This is a genomic window from Polynucleobacter necessarius (assembly GCF_900096755.1).
Lineage (GTDB): Bacteria > Pseudomonadota > Gammaproteobacteria > Burkholderiales > Burkholderiaceae > Polynucleobacter > Polynucleobacter necessarius_K.
The window spans coordinates 385,207-402,751 of the sequence record NZ_LT615227.1; the positions used below are offsets into that span (position 1 = coordinate 385,207).

16 protein-coding genes and 1 pseudogene are annotated in these 17,545 nt (G+C 46.3%); 11 read left to right on the forward strand and 6 right to left on the reverse strand.

The genetic code is table 11. The features are described 5' to 3' along the window. Positions 1–12: 12 nt before the first annotated feature. The 5 genes from queA (at position 13) to secF (ending at position 5,550) form a co-directional block, all read left to right on the forward strand. Positions 13–1,059: a tRNA preQ1(34) S-adenosylmethionine ribosyltransferase-isomerase QueA gene (gene queA / locus DXE27_RS01940; protein WP_128112689.1), complete on the forward strand. Its 1,047-nt coding sequence runs from the start codon at positions 13–15 to the stop codon at positions 1,057–1,059. Next, positions 1,056–2,213, forward strand: coding sequence for a tRNA guanosine(34) transglycosylase Tgt (gene tgt, locus DXE27_RS01945; protein ID WP_128112690.1), 1,158 nt, complete (start codon positions 1,056–1,058; stop codon positions 2,211–2,213). Before queA ends, tgt begins: the two co-directional genes overlap by 4 nt. A 134-nt stretch (positions 2,214–2,347) precedes the next feature. Continuing rightward, the gene (yajC, locus tag DXE27_RS01950; RefSeq protein WP_128112691.1) at positions 2,348–2,674 is read left to right on the forward strand and encodes a preprotein translocase subunit YajC; all 327 of its coding nucleotides are present in this window, start codon (positions 2,348–2,350) and stop codon (positions 2,672–2,674) included. Positions 2,675–2,712: 38 nt separating this feature from the next. Then, positions 2,713–4,572, forward strand: coding sequence for a protein translocase subunit SecD (gene secD, locus DXE27_RS01955; protein WP_128112692.1), 1,860 nt, complete (start codon positions 2,713–2,715; stop codon positions 4,570–4,572). Positions 4,573–4,575: 3 nt separating this feature from the next. Further along, on the forward strand, positions 4,576–5,550 hold the full coding sequence (gene secF, locus DXE27_RS01960; protein ID WP_128112693.1) for a protein translocase subunit SecF: 975 nt from the start codon (positions 4,576–4,578) through the stop codon (positions 5,548–5,550). Between the two features lie 11 nt (positions 5,551–5,561). On the opposite strand, the gene DXE27_RS01965 is transcribed toward secF, so the two are convergent. Both DXE27_RS01965 and purB read right to left on the reverse strand, forming a co-directional pair. Next, entirely contained in the window at positions 5,562–6,923 is a 1,362-nt protein-coding gene (locus DXE27_RS01965) for a 3-deoxy-D-manno-octulosonic acid transferase (RefSeq protein ID WP_128112694.1), read from the reverse strand. Further along, positions 6,920–8,299 (reverse strand): adenylosuccinate lyase, encoded by a 1,380-nt coding sequence (gene purB, locus DXE27_RS01970; RefSeq protein ID WP_128112695.1) that lies wholly within the window; start codon positions 8,297–8,299, stop codon positions 6,920–6,922. The genes DXE27_RS01965 and purB overlap by 4 nt, the downstream gene beginning before the upstream one ends. A 147-nt stretch (positions 8,300–8,446) precedes the next feature. Here purB and DXE27_RS10365 point away from each other — a divergent pair. Both DXE27_RS10365 and DXE27_RS10370 read left to right on the forward strand, forming a co-directional pair. After that, positions 8,447–8,557: pseudogene (locus tag DXE27_RS10365) on the forward strand (thioredoxin domain-containing protein); the annotation flags it as partial. A 141-nt stretch (positions 8,558–8,698) separates the two neighbouring features. Continuing rightward, positions 8,699–9,013 (forward strand): glutathione S-transferase C-terminal domain-containing protein, encoded by a 315-nt coding sequence (locus DXE27_RS10370; RefSeq protein ID WP_415064437.1) that lies wholly within the window; start codon positions 8,699–8,701, stop codon positions 9,011–9,013. Between the two features lie 59 nt (positions 9,014–9,072). Here DXE27_RS10370 and mnmA read toward each other — a convergent pair whose 3' ends face one another. Next, complete coding sequence (gene mnmA, locus DXE27_RS01980) at positions 9,073–10,185, reverse strand: tRNA 2-thiouridine(34) synthase MnmA (RefSeq protein ID WP_128112696.1); 1,113 nt, start codon at positions 10,183–10,185, stop codon at positions 9,073–9,075. Between the two features lie 176 nt (positions 10,186–10,361). Between mnmA and DXE27_RS01985 the strand changes: the two genes are divergently transcribed. From DXE27_RS01985 to DXE27_RS02000, 4 genes are all read left to right on the forward strand, one after another. Continuing rightward, complete coding sequence (locus tag DXE27_RS01985; protein WP_128112697.1) at positions 10,362–11,492, forward strand: Re/Si-specific NAD(P)(+) transhydrogenase subunit alpha; 1,131 nt, start codon at positions 10,362–10,364, stop codon at positions 11,490–11,492. 24 nt (positions 11,493–11,516) lie between these two features. Next, positions 11,517–11,855 (forward strand): proton-translocating transhydrogenase family protein, encoded by a 339-nt coding sequence (locus DXE27_RS01990; RefSeq protein ID WP_128112698.1) that lies wholly within the window; start codon positions 11,517–11,519, stop codon positions 11,853–11,855. A 33-nt stretch (positions 11,856–11,888) separates the two neighbouring features. Then, the gene (locus tag DXE27_RS01995) at positions 11,889–13,256 is read left to right on the forward strand and encodes an NAD(P)(+) transhydrogenase (Re/Si-specific) subunit beta (RefSeq protein ID WP_128112699.1); all 1,368 of its coding nucleotides are present in this window, start codon (positions 11,889–11,891) and stop codon (positions 13,254–13,256) included. A 103-nt stretch (positions 13,257–13,359) separates the two neighbouring features. Beyond that, positions 13,360–14,151, forward strand: a complete 792-nt coding sequence (locus tag DXE27_RS02000) for a hypothetical protein (RefSeq protein WP_128112700.1) — start codon at positions 13,360–13,362, stop codon at positions 14,149–14,151. Here the strand turns inward: DXE27_RS02000 and DXE27_RS02005 are convergent. The 3 genes from DXE27_RS02005 to DXE27_RS02015 form a co-directional block, all read right to left on the reverse strand. Further along, positions 14,140–14,889: a hypothetical protein gene (locus DXE27_RS02005; RefSeq protein WP_128112701.1), complete on the reverse strand. Its 750-nt coding sequence runs from the start codon at positions 14,887–14,889 to the stop codon at positions 14,140–14,142. The genes DXE27_RS02000 and DXE27_RS02005 overlap by 12 nt on opposite strands. Before the next feature lie 89 nt (positions 14,890–14,978). Further along, positions 14,979–16,622: a chaperonin GroEL gene (gene groL, locus DXE27_RS02010; RefSeq protein WP_128112702.1), complete on the reverse strand. Its 1,644-nt coding sequence runs from the start codon at positions 16,620–16,622 to the stop codon at positions 14,979–14,981. Between the two features lie 28 nt (positions 16,623–16,650). After that, positions 16,651–16,941, reverse strand: a complete 291-nt coding sequence (locus DXE27_RS02015; protein ID WP_072582790.1) for a co-chaperone GroES — start codon at positions 16,939–16,941, stop codon at positions 16,651–16,653. Positions 16,942–17,545: the final 604 nt, after the last annotated feature.

Here is a 17,545-nt window from a genome sequence, read left to right on the forward strand (position 1 = left end):
GATGGTAATGCTATGCAACTCTCCGGCTTCAATTACGAACTCCCGCCCGATCTAATCGCCCAACATCCTTTGGCGAATAGGACTGATAGCCGCCTCTTAGAGGTCAAGGCTGACAGGGAAAAACACGTCCAATTGGTAGATCGACAGTTTAAGGACATTCTTAGCCTTGTGAAGCCTGGGGATTTATTAGTCTTCAACGACACTAAGGTAATTCCGGCGCGCTTACACGGCAAAAAAAAAACTGGCGGGGTTGTTGAGCTTCTCATTGAGCGGATTAGCGGCGAAAAGCAGGCTTGGGTTCAAATTCGAGCCTCAAAGGTTCCCAAAACCGGAATGATTGTCCATATTCATAACCAAGCAGGCGAAACCTTCCCCGTTGAGATGATTGGTTATGACGGGCGCTTTTATGAGGTCCGCTTTCCGGAAAATGCTTTTTCATTATTAGAGCGCTTTGGCGAACTCCCTCTACCCCCCTATATCGAGCATCAGCCTGACGGCGAAGATGCACAGCGCTATCAAACAGTCGTTGCTAAAAATCCAGGAGCAGTGGCAGCCCCAACAGCAGGCCTGCATTTTGATGAAGCGATCCTGCAAAAGCTAAAAGAGTTGGGCGTAAACCAAGCAACGGTCACATTGCATGTAGGTGCTGGAACATTTACCCCTGTACGAGAAGAAGATCTCTCAAAACATAAGATGCACTACGAGTGGTACTCCATTCCTGAGCAAACTTTGCAGACCATCGAAGCTACCAAAAAAAATGGTGGAAGAGTGATTGCCGTTGGTACCACCAGCCTACGCGCCCTAGAGAGCCAGGCAGCTAGCGGGCAAAGTAGTGGTGAGACCAATCTGTTTATTACCCCAGGCTATCAATTTAAAACCGTGAATTGTTTGTTAACAAACTTTCATCTGCCAAAATCTACCCTGTTAATGCTGGTTAGCGCTTTTGCAGGGATGGATAATATTCGTACCGCCTATCAACATGCCATTCATCAGAAGTATCGTTTCTTTAGTTATGGAGATGCGATGTTTCTTTGCCGACTCGAGAATACAAAGTTATGACCAAACCTGTTCACTTCAATATTTTGGCACGTGACTCCCAAAGTCCAGCCCGCCTTGGTCAACTTGATCTTCCACACGGCAGTGTGCAAACACCTATCTTTATGCCGGTAGGAACATATGGCACCGTCAAAGCAATGACGCCACGTGATTTACATGAAGCTAAAGCACAAATTATTTTGGGAAATACATTTCATCTTTGGTTGAGACCGGGATTAGATGTCATTAAAAAGCATGGTGGCTTACATCGATTTATGGGTTGGGATAAACCGATCCTGACTGATTCAGGCGGCTTTCAAGTATTTAGCTTGGGCGCACTGCGTAAAATTTCTGAAGAAGGTGTGACCTTCGCTTCACCGATTAATGGCGACAAATTATTCATGTCTCCAGAAGTATCAATGGAAATTCAGGCGGTGCTCAATAGCGATATCGCAATGCAATTTGACGAATGCACTCCTTATGAGATTAAGGGCCAACCCACCTCTGAAAAAACTGCACGCGCTTCGCTAGAGATGTCCTTACGCTGGGGTGACCGCTCCCTAAAACGTTTTCGTGAACTCAATACTGGCAATGGTCTTTTTGGAATCGTCCAAGGAGGCATGTTCGAGAATCTTCGTGAATTTTCTTTGGATGCCGTAAGCCAGCAAGGTTTTGATGGAATCGCCATTGGCGGCTTGTCAGTGGGCGAACCAAAACCTGAATTTGAGCGAATTCTGAACTTCACCGCACCAAAGCTGCCCGAGCATATGCCTCACTACTTAATGGGGGTAGGGACTCCAGAAGACTTGATTTTGGGCGTTAGCCTGGGAATTGATATGTTCGACTGCGTGATGCCTACACGCAATGCCCGTAACGGCTGGCTCTTTACGCGCTTTGGCGACCTCAAACTACGTAATTCAGGCTATAAGGACGATGATCGCCCTGTTGACCCGACTTGCGCCTGCTACACCTGCCAAAACTTCACCAGATCCTACTTAAATCACCTCCAAAAGGCCAATGAGATCCTGGGGTCCCAGCTCAATACCATCCACAATCTCTCCTACTACCTTCAGCTCATGACAGAGGTCCGCGAGGCCCTGAGCAAAGACCGTTTTAGCGCCTATCGCGAAGAATTTCATAGCAATCGCCAACGTGGCGTTGAGCCTGGACAGAACTAATAGCCCTAAAGGGGGCAAAGCCCTCTGCAAATCACCCTCAAAGCCCCACACAGTTTAGAATTGCGGGTTACGGCCTCTGATTTATAGGTCGAAAAACAAAGCAGTTTCTAATTAGTGATTAACGGAGGTTTTGTATGTGGATTAGTAACGCTTTTGCCCAAGCTCCAGCAGCGGGCGCAGATTCTGGTGGCTTGATGAGCTTCCTCCCATTGATCTTGATGTTTGCTGTCTTGTACTTCATCATGATTCGCCCACAAATGAAGCGTCAAAAAGAAACTAAGGCAATGCTCGAATCATTGGGCGTTGGCGATGAAATCGTTACAGTTGGCGGCATCATGGGCAAAGTAACAGCACTAAAAGACCAGGTAGTTACGGTTGAAATTTCTGCTGGCACTGAAGTGCAATTGCAAAAAGGCGCCATCACTACAGTATTGCCAAAAGGCACTCTGAAGTCTGCTTAATGCATTTGCTTAATACGTCTTACTAAAAGTATCTCAATATGAATCGCTACCCTCTCTGGAAATATCTAGTCATCGCCGTTGCCTTGCTGATCGGCGGACTGTATTCATTACCCAATTTCTATGGTGAGGCCCCAGCGGTTCAAGTCTCGTCTGCCAAACCAACCGTTAAGGTTGATTTGGCAACACAGGCTCGTGTCGAAAAAATTCTTACTGAAGCCAATATCAACAACACTGGCGTCTTCTTTGAAGTCGCTGGCAATGTTGGCTCTATCAAAGTTCGTTTTAATAACACTGATATTCAATTGCGTGCGCGCGATCTCTTGCAGCAAAAATTGAACATCGATCAAAATGATTCTGATTACACCGTTGCGTTAAATCTCCTATCCAATACGCCTGGATGGCTCAATGCAATGAATGCACTACCCATGCCCTTAGGTCTTGACTTGCGTGGTGGCGTTTACTTCCTCTTGCAAGTAGATATGAAAGGTGCCGTTCAAAAGAAGGTAACTTCGCTTGCAACTGATATCCGCGGTCAACTACGAGACAAGAGTATTCGCCATCAAGGCATTGAGCGTGGCGCTGATTTCATCTCCATTAACTTTGGTAGCACTGATGATGCCAATGCTGCTCGCACCCTATTAATGACAGCTCAGCCAGATCTCGTATGGCAAGTAAAGCCTACCGGTCTGTCTCCAAAGTTGGTAGGCGAATTTAAGCCAGCTGCACTAAAAGAAATTCAAGATAACGCCGTTAAGCAAAACATCATTACCCTCAATAAACGAGTGAATGAATTAGCGGTTAAAGAACCTGCAATCCAACAACAAGGTGCAGAGCGCATTGTGGTGCAGTTGCCTGGCGTTCAAGATACGGCTCGGGCCAAAGACATTATTGGCCGTACAGCAACACTCGAATCACGCTTGGCTGATCCATTGGTTTCTACCATCGGCATTGGCGAAACTCCACCTCCAGGCATGGATACCTTCCGCTTTGGTGCAAACCGTTTAGGCGTATTTAAAAAATCCGTCATCTTCAGCGGTGACCGTATCACCGATGCAAGCGCAGGATTTGATCAAAACCAACGCCCTGCTGTCAACATCTCCTTAGATGCTGCTGGCGGCCGCGTAATGCAAGAAGTGACTCGTGAAAATATCGGTAAACCGATGGGTATGATCCTGTTTGAAAAGGGCAAAGGCGAAGTTCTCACGATTGCAACCATTCAAAGCGAATTCGGCTCCAAGTTTCAAATTACTGGTCAACCAACTACTGAGAGCGCAAACGACTTAGCGCTCCTATTGCGCGCCGGATCTTTAGCTGCGCCAATGGAAATTATTGAAGAGCGCACTATTGGACCAAGTTTGGGTGCTGAAAATATTGAAAAAGGCTTTAAGTCGCTATTGATTGGTTTTACCGCTATCGCAATTTTTATGATGGCCTATTACCTTTTGTTTGGCACCTTCTCAGTTGTCGCTTTAGCAGTGAACTTACTCTTGCTCATCTCCGTACTGTCGATGCTGCAAGCCACCCTCACCTTGCCAGGTATCGCCGCGATGGCACTTGCTCTAGGTATGGCGATTGACTCGAACGTGTTGATCAATGAACGTATTCGTGAAGAGTTGCGTAATGGCGCCTCGCCACAAACTGCGATAGCCGTAGGCTTCGATAAAGCATGGGCAACCATTTTGGATTCCAACGTCACTGCCTTAATTGCGGGTCTGGCTTTGTTGGCATTTGGTTCGGGACCTATCAAAGGCTTCGCAGTGGTTCACTGCTTAGGCATTCTGACTTCAATGTTCTCGGCTGTCTTCTTCTCGCGTGGCCTTGTTAACCTCTGGTACGGCAGACATAAGAAGATTCAAAAACTCGCTATCGGCCAAGTTTGGCGCCCACAGGAGAAATAAGCCATGGAATTTTTCCGAATCAAAAAAGATATTCCCTTTATGCGCCATGCATTGGCGCTCAATGCAATTTCTTTAATTACTTTTTTAGCGGCAGTCTTTTTCCTCTGGCATAACGGCCTGCATCTTTCCATCGAATTTACTGGTGGTACGGTAATGGAGGCCAGCTACCCACAAACTGCACCGCTGGACTCTATTCGCTCGAAAGTTGAGAAACTCGGCTATGCGGATACCCAGATTCAGAACTTTGGTAGCTCACGTGATGTAATGATTCGCCTGCCCTTGCAAAAAGATGCTGAAGGTAAATTGATTTCATCTGCCGATCAGAGCACCGCAGTAATGCAAGCACTCGATCCTGCGACTACCGGCGTAAAACTGCAGCGCGTAGAATTTGTTGGCCCACAAGTTGGTCAAGAGCTAGCAATTGATGGATTAAAAGCGCTGATCTTTGTGATCATTGGCATTGTGGTGTATCTGTCATTCCGATTTGAATGGAAGTTTGCGGTCGCCGGCATTATTGCGAACTTGCATGACGTGGTCATCATTCTAGGATTCTTTGCATTTTTCCAATGGGAGTTCTCTCTGTCAGTATTGGCTGCAGTACTCGCAGTGCTAGGCTACTCAGTAAATGAGTCCGTGGTAATCTTTGACCGTATTCGCGAGAACTTCCGCAAGTACCGCAAGATGAATACGCGTGAAATCATTGATAACGCGATTACCAGCACAATTAGCCGTACCGTCATCACTCACGGAAGCACTGAAATGATGGTTTTGGCTATGCTGATCTTCGGCGGCCCGACACTCTTTTATTTCGCCCTAGCTCTCACGATCGGTATTTTGTTTGGTATCTACTCTTCAGTTTTCGTTGCTGCAGCACTGGCCATGTGGCTCGGTGTAACACGCGAAGATTTAGTGAAGGGTGATAAAAAGCCTGATGACAATGCCCGGAACGATGACCCTAACTTTGGGGCGCGGGTTTAACTAAAGAATTTTTAGTTAAGAGAGAAGTTTTGTTGATCAAGGGCAACTAGGATTCTGTGAGTTGCACCTTGATGCTCAACTGAGTAAGTCTTAGCAGCCCTACTCATCTTTGCCAGCTCAGCAGTATTGAGGAGGGATTCTTTTAAAGCCTCCATCAAAGCGATTGGCTCACCTAAAAGCAAGTCCCCGCGAATGCGCTTCGCAGCACCAACTTCAATAGCATCTAAGGCCGCTTGCTGAAAGTTATAAGTATGCTCACCCAATAAAACAGGGCAGCCAGCTGCGCATGCCTCAATCAGGTTTTGACCGCCAAAGGGCAATAAGCTTCCACCCATTAATACCAAGTCCGATGCGCTGTAATACATTGGCATCTCACCCATGGAGTCGCCTAAAACAACATCTAAGCCAACACATTCCTTTGGAGTATTAGGCCACTCACTACGGCGGCGAAACTTTAAGCCAGCAGCATTGATTTGATCTGCTACTTCTGTAAATCGCTCTGGATGGCGCGGCACTAAACAAAGCAAGGGAGTGATTACAAAGGCATTGCTCAAGAGTAAGTCTTTCCAGGCTTTGAGAATAATGACTTCCTCTCCATCACGCGTACTGGCAGCACACACCATTAAACGATTGCCTGCGTGTAAATCTTCTTGCCAATGCTTTCCTTGCTCTACTAGATTGATATCTAGCGGCACATCAAATTTCAAGTTACCCACAATCTGCACATTGGTGACACCCAAGCTACGGTAACGCTGGGCATCAAACTCGGTTTGCGCCAAAATGCCTGAAAAAGCTTGAAACAATGCACGCCCTGCTTTGCCAAATTGATTGACGCGACGCGCACTTCTCTCGGAAAGTCGAGCATTTACCAGAGATAAAGGTAAGCCAATTTGTTTGCAACGAAAAACTACCGTTGGCCATGCCTCGGTTTCCATGAAGAGACCTAATTTTGGCTTAAACGTTTTTAAGAAATGTTCTACCGACCAACACAGGTCATATGGCAAATAGGCTTGACGAATTTTCCCTGAAGCAATCGCCTGAGCAAACAGTTGCTTACCAGTGCGTCGCCCATTGAGCGTCATGTGCGTTAATAAAATGGACTCACCTCTAGCCAAATAGGCTTCAATCAAAGGCTGGGCGGCACGTGTCTCACCAACAGATACCGCATGAATCCAAATAGAGCCCTGAGTAACTGGTTTGCTATAACCAAAGCCCAGACGCTCAGGAATGTGATGCATATAGGAGAAGGAATGGCGCGCACGCCAAGCCAGTCGGATGCATGCCAGCGGCAACAACAAATGCCACAGCAATTGATATACAGCAAACCAGATCCGGGGACGCGCCCCGTATTCTGAATTGGTATTCAAATTCACTTTTTCAGACGTTCGGTCAATTCGACCGCCTTACCTAAATAAGAGGATGGAGTCATCTCCAATAAACGTGCTTTTGCATCCTCAGGAATCTTCAAGCCACGAATAAAGGCTTGGAGGTCTGCTTGATTGATGCCCTTACCGCGAGTCAATTCCTTCAACTGCTCGTATGGGTTCTCAATGCCGTAACGGCGCATGACGGTTTGCACAGGCTCAGCCAACACTTCCCAGCACGCATCTAAATCAGCAGCGATCGCCACAAGATTCACCTCTAACTTTCCAAGCCCGCGCAAGGCGCTGTCATAAGCCAACACACTATGACCAAATGCAGGGCCTAGGTTACGCAATACAGTTGAGTCAGTAAGGTCACGCTGCCAGCGAGAGATCGGTAATTTTTCAGCGAGGTGACGAAATAAAGCATTCGCAACACCTAGGTTGCCTTCAGAATTTTCGAAGTCAATTGGGTTTACTTTATGCGGCATCGTAGACGAACCAATCTCACCCGCTTTAGTACGCTGCTTAAAGTAACCGACAGAAATATAGGCCCAGAAGTCACGATCCATATCCAAGAGAATCGTATTGGCACGAGCAATCGCATCAAAGAGTTGCGCCATACCATCGTGCGGCTCGATCTGAATGGTGTACGGATTAAAAGTGAGGCCAAGGCGCTTCTCAACTACATTCTTGGAAAAGTTCTCCCAATCAAAGTCAGGGTAGGCAGACAAATGAGCGTTGTAGTTTCCAACAGCACCATTCATTTTTCCCAACAAAGGAACTGCAGCAATCGCCTCTATCGCGCGCTCTAGTCGCATTGCAATATTAGCGATCTCTTTACCTAAAGTACTAGGTGAGGCTGGTTGGCCATGGGTGCGAGATAACAAAGGTACCTTAGCGTGCTCAATTGCTAAATCAGTTAATACTGAAAGTACTTTTCTAAGTTGCGGCAATAACACTTCATCACGTGCGCCACGCAACATCAAACCATGCGAAGTATTGTTGATGTCTTCTGAAGTACAAGCAAAGTGTATGAACTCACTAGCTTTCAATAAGTCCGGACGGCCTGCAACTTTTTCTTTTAAGAAATATTCCACCGCCTTCACATCGTGATTGGTCACCGCTTCGATATCTTTAATACGCTGCGCATCAGCATCAGAGAAGTTTTCAGGAAGCGAGAGTAAGAAGGCTTCGTCAGCAGCATTAATTTTAGGAACATTGGGAAGGCCGGCAGCTGCCAAAGCCAAAAGCCAATGAATTTCCACAAAAACACGTTGGCGCATAAAAGCCGCTTCGGAAAGCCAAGGACGCAAAGCGTCTAATTTTCCGGCGTAGCGACCATCTAAAGGGGAAAGTGCATTAAGGGTAGAAGGCGGCTGACTCACGAATATTGCCTTTGCATTGAAGATGTCAATAAAAGCTAATTTTAATGTGTTTGGGGGGCTCTGCAAGAGGGAAATAGGATGGCTATACTAGGCCCATGAAACTCATCGGATCCCTCACTAGCCCCTACCTACGTACGCAAGGTACGCATTGTTTTTAACGAGAAAAAGGTCGATGTAGACCTCGAATTAGAGAATGTTTGGGCCGCAGACACCAAAATTGGGGTCAACAACCCCCTTGGAAAGGTCCCCTGCCTGATTTCTGACGATGGAGAGGCCATTTATGACTCTCGGGTAATCGCCGAATATGCTGATGGCCTAAGCCCTGTAAGCAAGCTCATTCCAGCCGATAACCGTGAAAGAGCTTCGGTTAAAACCTGGGAAGCCCTGGCTGACGGCGTTATGGATGCGGGCATCCTGGCCCGTTTGGAGCGCACCCTACGTCCGGTAGAGCAGCAAAGCCAAACTTGGTATGACCGCCAAATGGGCAAGATTGATGCCGCCCTTCGCCAAATGTCTGAACAACTTGGTGAAAACGCATGGTGTCATGGCAATCAAATTACTTTGGCGGACATTGCTGTCGGCTGTGCAATTGGATATCTATTGTTTCGCTTTCCAGAAGTGAAATGGCAAACACAATATCCAAACTTAGATCGCCTGCATAAAAAGTTATTGCAACGACCCTCTTTCATTGAGGCTGAACCACCTGCTGCTTAATTAAAAAATGCCAATCAAAACTGATTGGCATTTTTCTTTCCAGCGCAAGGCGATGAGACTTATGCGGAAATAATTCCGCCGCCCAAACAAATATCTCCGTCGTAAAGGACGGCAGATTGTCCGGGGGTAACTGCCCACTGCGCATCAGGAAAACTTAATTCAAAACTGAGTGCTTCACTTGTAGTACTCAATACACAAGCAGAGTCTGCTTGACGATAACGGGTCTTCGCTGAATAGCTTCCGGGCACTGGCATCTCACCGGAAACCCAGCTTGCATCCATCGCAGATAGCTTGTTAGCCAATAGCCACGGGTGTTCGTGGCCCTGAGCTACATACAGCGTGTTGTTCGCGATATCTTTACGAGCAACATACCAAGCGTCACCATTACCATCCTGACTACCCCCCAAACCAATACCTTTGCGTTGCCCTAGGGTAAAGAAAGCCAGGCCCATATGCTCACCAACGGTCTTACCTTCTGGCGTTTTAATGGGGCCTGGTACACGCGGTAAATAACGATTTAAGAATTCTCTAAAGGGACGCTCCCCAATAAAACAAATTCCAGTGGAGTCTTTCTTTTTTGCATTGTGCAAACCAATCTGCTCAGCAATTTTTCTGACTTCAGTCTTTGGAATCTCCCCAAGCGGGAACATGACATTCGCTAATTGTTGTTGCGTTAAGCGATGCAAGAAATAACTTTGATCTTTGCTGGCATCAACCGCTTTTAATAGTTGAACTTTGCCGCCCTCATGGCGAACACGTGCATAGTGGCCGGTAGCAATTGCATCAGCCCCCAAACTCATGGAGTGATCCAAAAAGGCTTTGAACTTGATTTCAGCGTTGCACAAGACATCAGGATTTGGTGTTCGCCCTGCGGCGTATTCACACAAAAACTCAGCAAATACGCGCTCGCGGTATTCGGCAGCGAAATTGACTGCCTCTACATCGATTCCGATCATATCGGCTACTGAAACAACATCCAGCCAATCCTGACGAGCCGAACAGTACTCGTCGTTATCGTCATCTTCCCAATTCTTCATAAAAAGGCCAATAACTTCAAAGCCCTGCTCCTTGAGCATCCAAGCTGCCACTGACGAATCTACCCCTCCAGACATGCCAATAACGACTTTCTTGGGCCTAGAAGATGGGATTGCGGAAGAATTGAGCGGGATCATCAAAAAATGCGAGAATTCAATATAAGCTGACAGACCATATTGTAGAAGTCTTAGCCCAATTTCACAGAAATTTAGGCAAAAACCAAGCAAGCGGACTTAGGGATAAGTAAATAGGCGCAATGAGCCCTATTTAACTAAAATAGATTTTTTATAAATTTTGCTTTTGGAGACATGCCATGCGCATAGGAGTGCCACTGGAAACAAGGCCTGGGGAAGCTCGAGTAGCCGCCACACCAGAAACCGTTAAAAAATTCATCGGTCAAGGTCATACCGTCGTTATCCAAAAAGACGCCGGATTAAAAGCAAGTCAACCTGACTCCGCATATGAAGCTGTAGGCGCAACTATTGGTAGCGCTGCAGATGCATTTGGCGCTGAGATTGTTCTTAAGGTGCGCGCTCCTGAACCAGCAGAACTCAAGCAGATTAAATCTGGTGCAGTTCTCTTGGGAATGTTGGATCCATTCGATAACGACATGATTGCAGCAATGGCTGCCCAAGGCGTTACTGCATTCTCTTTAGAAGCTGCGCCACGCACAACGCGTGCGCAAAGCATGGACGTTTTGTCATCCCAAGCAAACATCGCTGGATACAAAGCAGTCATGGTTGCTGCAAATGAATATCAACGCTTCATGCCAATGCTGATGACTGCTGCTGGCACTGTTAAAGCAGCGCGTGTATTAATCTTGGGTGCTGGCGTTGCAGGCCTGCAAGCAATTGCTACTGCAAAGCGCCTTGGCGCTGTGATTGAAGCTTCTGATGTTCGCCCTGCCGCTAAAGAGCAAATTGAATCTTTGGGTGCTAAGTTTGTTGACGTTCCTTATGAGACTGATGAAGAGCGCGAAATTGCACAAGGCGTCGGCGGTTATGCCCGTCCAATGCCAGAAGCCTGGATGAAGCGTCAAGCCGCCTTAGTTGCTGAACGCGCACAACAAGCTGACGTCGTCATTACCACTGCATTGATTCCCGGACGCAAACCACCAGTTCTGTTGCATAGCGACACTGTTGCCAATATGAAACCAGGCTCAATCGTGATCGACTTAGCTGCCGGTAAAGGTGATAACGGTTCAGGCAACTGTCCTTTGACACAGGCTGACAAAGTGGTTGATGTGAATGGCGTGAAGATTGTTGGCTACACCAATTTAGCTAGCATGGTTGGTGCTGATGCTTCTGCACTCTACTCACGTAACTTGCTCGACTTTATGAAACTCATTATCGATAAAGATGCGAAGTTAGTTATCCCAAGTGATGATGACATCGTTACCGCTTGCTTAATGTGTCGTGATGGCCAAGCCATCCGCAAAAACTAATAGTAAAAATACTAAGGAAACACTATGGATCTCGCTGCCTTTCAAAGCATCCTCACCGTTCAAAACATTACCGTGTTTGTATTAGCCATTTTTGTTGGCTACCACGTTGTTTGGAACGTAACACCAGCATTGCATACGCCTTTGATGGCCGTTACTAATGCGATCTCCGGAATCATCATTGTTGGCGCCTTACTGCAAACCGAGGTGATCGGCGGTGATGAAATCACACTCACTAGCATTATTGGTGCAGTTGCTGTTTTCCTTGCCTCTATCAATATTTTTGGTGGCTTTATGGCCACCCGTCGCATGCTTGAAATGTTCAAGAAAAAAGCCCCAAAAGCTGATGCGGCTGGAACTAAATAAACCCAGAATAAGACCTATATAGAGACCAAAACTATGTCAAACATAACCGCTATTTCCTATCTCATCTCATCGGTGTTGTTCATCCTCGCTTTGCGCGGCCTATCTTCACCAACTACATCACGCCAAGGCAATACCTTTGGCATGATTGGTATGTTGCTGGCAGTCATCACCACTTTCTTTATTCCTGACTTCAAACCAGTTATCTCTTTAATTGGCGTTGCGATTGTTGGTGGCGCCATCATTGGAACGATTGCCGCTAAGCGCGTGCAAATGACCAAGATGCCGGAGTTGGTTGCTTTAATGCACTCTTTTGTTGGTTTGTCAGCTGTATTGATTGCGGTTGCCGCCGTGTTTAATCCAGCGCACGACCATACTGGCGCTCAGAAGATCGAGCTCTTTATTGGCGCGTTTATTGGCGCAATTACCTTTACCGCATCTGTTATTGCTTTCGGCAAGTTATCAGGCAAGGTCAGCGGCAAACCCGTCAGCTTCGCTGGTCAGCATTTACTCAATTTAATCTTGGCCGTTTCCATGGTGGGCGCAGGTATTGCTTACTACATGGGCGACAGCCACGCAGCCTTCTTGGCAATGTGTGCGATTGCATTGGTATTGGGTGTGACCTTAATCATTCCTATTGGCGGCGCTGATATGCCAGTGGTTGTATCTATGCTGAACAGCTACTCCGGTTGGGCGGCTGCGGGCATTGGTTTTACTTTGAATAACCCAGTATTGATCATCGCTGGTGCTTTCGTTGGATCCTCAGGCGCAATTCTGTCTTACATCATGTGTAAGGCAATGAACCGCTCCATTCTGGCTGTATTGCTTGGTGGCTTCGGTGCCGAAGCTGCTGCAGGCGGTGGCGATGATGGCGGCCCTAAGAATTACAAAACAGGTTCACCTGAAGATGCAGCTTTCCTTATGGAAAATGCTGACACCGTCATCATCGTTCCAGGTTATGGCTTGGCAGTGGCTCGCGCGCAACATGCATTGAAAGAACTGACTGAAAAGTTAACTCATCATGGCGTGACTGTGAAATACGCGATTCACCCAGTAGCAGGTCGTATGCCTGGTCATATGAATGTACTGTTGGCTGAAGCTGAAGTACCATACGATCAAGTATTTGAGATGGAAGACATCAACAGCGATTTTGGTCAGGCTGACGTAGTTCTGGTGCTTGGTGCAAACGACGTAGTTAACCCAGCAGCGCGCACTCCGGGCAGCCCAATCTTTGGTATGCCAATCTTGGAAGCATTTAAAGCTAAAACCATTATTGTGAACAAACGTTCAATGGCAGCGGGTTATGCAGGCCTTGATAACGAACTCTTCTACATGGATAAAACCATGATGGTCTTCGGTGATGCGAAGAAAGTGGTTGAGGAGATGGTTAAGGCCGTTGAATAAGATTATTTATCAAAACCATTAAATAAATGACCACCTTCGGGCGGTTTTTTATTACACTAATTACACCTATCAACCAAGTCATACCACCGTCCAAAGGTTAGTCATGCATTACCTTATTGAAGGCCACCTTAATGTAGTGAAGTTTGCACCCTACATATTCCTTATCTCAATTGTGATTTTTTTGGGTATTGGCTGGTTCTTTGGAAAATACCGGCTTCGTACCTCACAAAAAGTCGTGGTGCGAGACTCTTTGGCTGCCGCCATCTTTGGCCTATCCGCACTTGTTCTGGGCTTTACATTTTCGAGTGCTAATGACCATTTTGATGTTCGTATTGCCCTCAATCGCGCCCAAGCAGATGCCATTGGTCAAGTTTATGAATCAAGCAAGTATCTCAATCCAGCAGATCAAGTCGCAGTGCGAAATACCCTCAAGGAGATTCTTTCAGCCCGTATTTCCGTTTACCAAAACGTCAAATCATTCGACTCTCTAAATGAAAATCTAGGCCGAGTAAAAGGGAAAATAAACAACCTTAATGAGTTAATAGTGACAAGCATTGCTCGCGCATCAGGAGTCAATAAAGACTTGGCCGACAAGATCTTAGGGCCTCAAACAGAACATCTATTCGAAGTATTTAAATCTGGAATTCTCAACGCCAGACATCATCCCCCGGTAATTATTGAGCGCTTTTTATTTGCACTTCTCACAATTGGCGCACTATTAAGCGGTTATGCCATGGCAGTTCAAAAAGAAGAAGATTGGTTCTTAACCATTATTTGCCTTGGAATAATGGGGCTTGCACTCTATGTGATCTTTTCCTTGGAGTTTCCGAATGAACTTTTCCCATACGAATCAATGAATGCCGATTTTTTACGCGTTCAAAAGTTATTGCAATAAATTAAGATGGCATCTATCGCCTCTGATAGGCCTCTGATAGCTGTTGGATAAATTGTCCTGTAATACATAGGCGATACCATTTGCAATTAAAGACAAATCCTTCTCCAACAGTCTGCTGCTATAAACCCAGCCAGCCGGAAGCTTGAGTTGCTTATCAAGCAGAGAAAGATCTTGCATGCTTAGTGATGATTCAACAATCTGAGAATAAGACTGCATCACATAAACATCTCCAGCAGGTGAAGTGAGCTCATAAATAGGGCTTCCTGCTTTATAGATAAAATTGGTCGTCCTGGTTATTTGATTGGGGGTGTAATGCTTGCTCCCTATTAGTTGTTTAAATAAGCTCAGATCAATAGTGGCACGTAAATTCATCTCAATACCACCAAAAGACTCTTTAACGCCATTGATGGTTGCGCCTGCAGCCTGAATCTCATCCATCATCCAGTAGCGAGGGCCATTCAATAAAACAAATGAAGCATCATGAGTTTTGGCAATCGATTCTTTGCTTAAAGATTTCCACTGGGCCTCAGGGCAAAGGTTAAGTCCTTGCGTATTAAATACCCCCACTTCCAGCTGAAGCCAATTACGCTTCCCCACCAAAACCTCGCAATATCGCTGATTGCGCAAGTTCGTTATGCTTTTCTCAAATACTGGGATTGCTTGTGGGGAAGTCTGGGCGTATGCCGCACCAAAAGACAGGATAAGAAAGGCAGCTATCAACTTGAGGTATTTATTCATGGGTTCACTGTAACAAATAAAAAACGCCTAGTCCTTTGAACTAGGCGTTTTAGTTTCTACAGCCAGAGGGCTGAGGAAATTGACGGCTATTACATCATGCCGCCCATGCCGCCCATGCCGCCCATATCAGGCATACCGCCACCAGCAGAGTCATCTTTTGGTGCTTCGGAGATTGCACAGTCAGTAGTCAACAACAATCCTGCAACAGAAGCAGCATTTACCAATGCAGTCTTAGTTACTTTGGTTGGGTCAATCACGCCTTGTGCAACGAGGTCACCATACTCGCCGGTAGCCGCGTTGTAGCCGTTATTACCTTTGCTTGCTTGCACAGCATTAACAACCACACCAGCGTCTTCACCGGCATTACTTACGATCGTACGTAATGGCTCTTGCATAGCGCGCAATACGATGCTGATACCAGCGTCTTGATCAGCGTTATCGCCTTTCAAGCCCTTGATACCTTGCATTGCACGAATCAAGGCTACGCCACCGCCAGGAACGATGCCCTCTTCAACAGCTGCACGAGTTGCATGCAATGCGTCATCAACGCGGGCTTTCTTCTCTTTCATCTCGACTTCAGTAGCGGCACCAACACGAATCACTGCAACACCGCCAGCCAATTTGGCTACACGCTCTTGCAATTTTTCTTTGTCGTAGTCGCTAGTTGCTTCTTCGATCTGAACACGGATGTTCTTCACGCGAGCTTCAATCGCTTTAGCATCGCCAGCACCGTCAATGATGATAGTGTTTTCTTTGCCTACTTCGATACGTTTAGCTTGACCCAAGTGCTCAAGAGTTGTTTTCTCGAGTGTGAGTCCGATTTCTTCAGCGATTACTGTACCGCCAGTCAAAATCGCGATGTCTTCCAACATAGCTTTACGACGATCACCAAAGCCTGGAGCCTTAACAGCACAAGTCTTAATAATTCCGCGAATGTTATTCACAACTAAAGTTGCCAAGGCTTCGCCTTCAACATCTTCAGCAATGATCAACAATGGGCGACCAGACTTCGCTACTTGCTCGAGTACTGGGAGCAAATCACGAATGTTGGCAATCTTCTTGTCAAACAAGAGAACGTATGGGCTTTCCAATACGGCAACTTGCTTTTCTGGTTGATTGATGAAGTATGGAGAGAGGTAGCCACGATCAAACTGCATACCTTCAACTACTTCAAGCTCGTCTTCCAAAGACTTGCCATCTTCAACAGTGATAACGCCTTCTTTGCCTACTTTTTCCATCGCCTCTGCAATGCGCTGACCAATGCTATGGTCGCTGTTTGCAGAGATAGAGCCTACTTGAGCAATTTCTTTAGTAGTTGTGCAAGGCTTGCTGATTTTTGCCAGCTCTTCGATTGCGGCTGTAATAGCCTTATCAATACCGCGCTTGAGGTCCATTGGGTTATGGCCTGAAACAACATATTTCATACCTTCGCGAACGATAGACTGAGCCAACACAGTAGCGGTAGTTGTACCGTCACCTGCGATGTCAGCAGTTTTGGAAGCAACTTCCTTAACCATCTGCGCACCCATATTCTGGAGCTTGTCTTTGAGTTCGATTTCTTTTGCAACAGATACACCATCTTTAGTGATTGTTGGTCCACCGAATGAACGCTCGATCACAACATTGCGACCCTTTGGCCCCAAAGTTGTTTTAACTGCATTAGCAAGAATATTCACGCCTTCGACCATCTTGGTGCGAGCGCTATCTCCAAATACAACGTCTTTTGCTGCCATGATTAAATTCCTCTCTTAAATACCGAAATTACTTCTGTACAACAGCCATGATGTCGTCTTCACGCATCACGATGAGTTCTTCGCTGTCAACTTTTACTGTTTGACCTGCATATTTACCAAACAACACGCGATCGCCTACTTTGACGTCAGGTGCGTTTAATTTGCCGCTGTCATCGCGCTTACCTGGGCCTACTGCCAAAACTTCACCTTGATCAGGTTTCTCTGCAGCAGCATCAGGAATGATGATTCCGGAAGCAGTTTTTGATTCTTGATCTAAACGCTTGATGATTACGCGATCATGTAAGGGACGCAAATTCATCTCTTCTCCTATGTTAGTAAGTGTTAACTATTTAAATAAACTATATAAATCAATGATTTACAATCTCATTACACGCAAATTAGGGTGAATTTACAAATAAACTGCCTATATTGTAGCACTCGCATGTAGGGAGTGCTGATTATATAGGTCTGATTCAGCGGATTTCAAGGGCGGATCACCTTAAATTCTTTATGGATTTAAGCCCTATCTATACTGGGGACAGGTAAGTAGGCCTTTTCCTACAGATAAATCAGCCTTAAGCCCTTACCCCTCCAATCCGTCCTGCCTAGACTGGACAGTCACCGATTGGAAAATGCTGATGAGCCCGAAATCCCGGCTGTACACGCTTGTAAAGGCATGGAAGAACAAACCCTTCCAAGAAGTACGAGACGCCTGTGGCGCACCTTGGCATTAGCAGCCAAGCCCTTGAAGAACATCAATCCTGGTCCAAGCGACAAGCGATTAGCCATGAACCCATATTTAATTGCAAGGGGACAAAACTGATCGGATCTTTATTTAGACCATTAATCACCGCAACTGATATGCAGTTTCTACGCCTTTTTTTATGGAAGGCCTAGATGCTTCTCTTACTGGCATCGTAGCG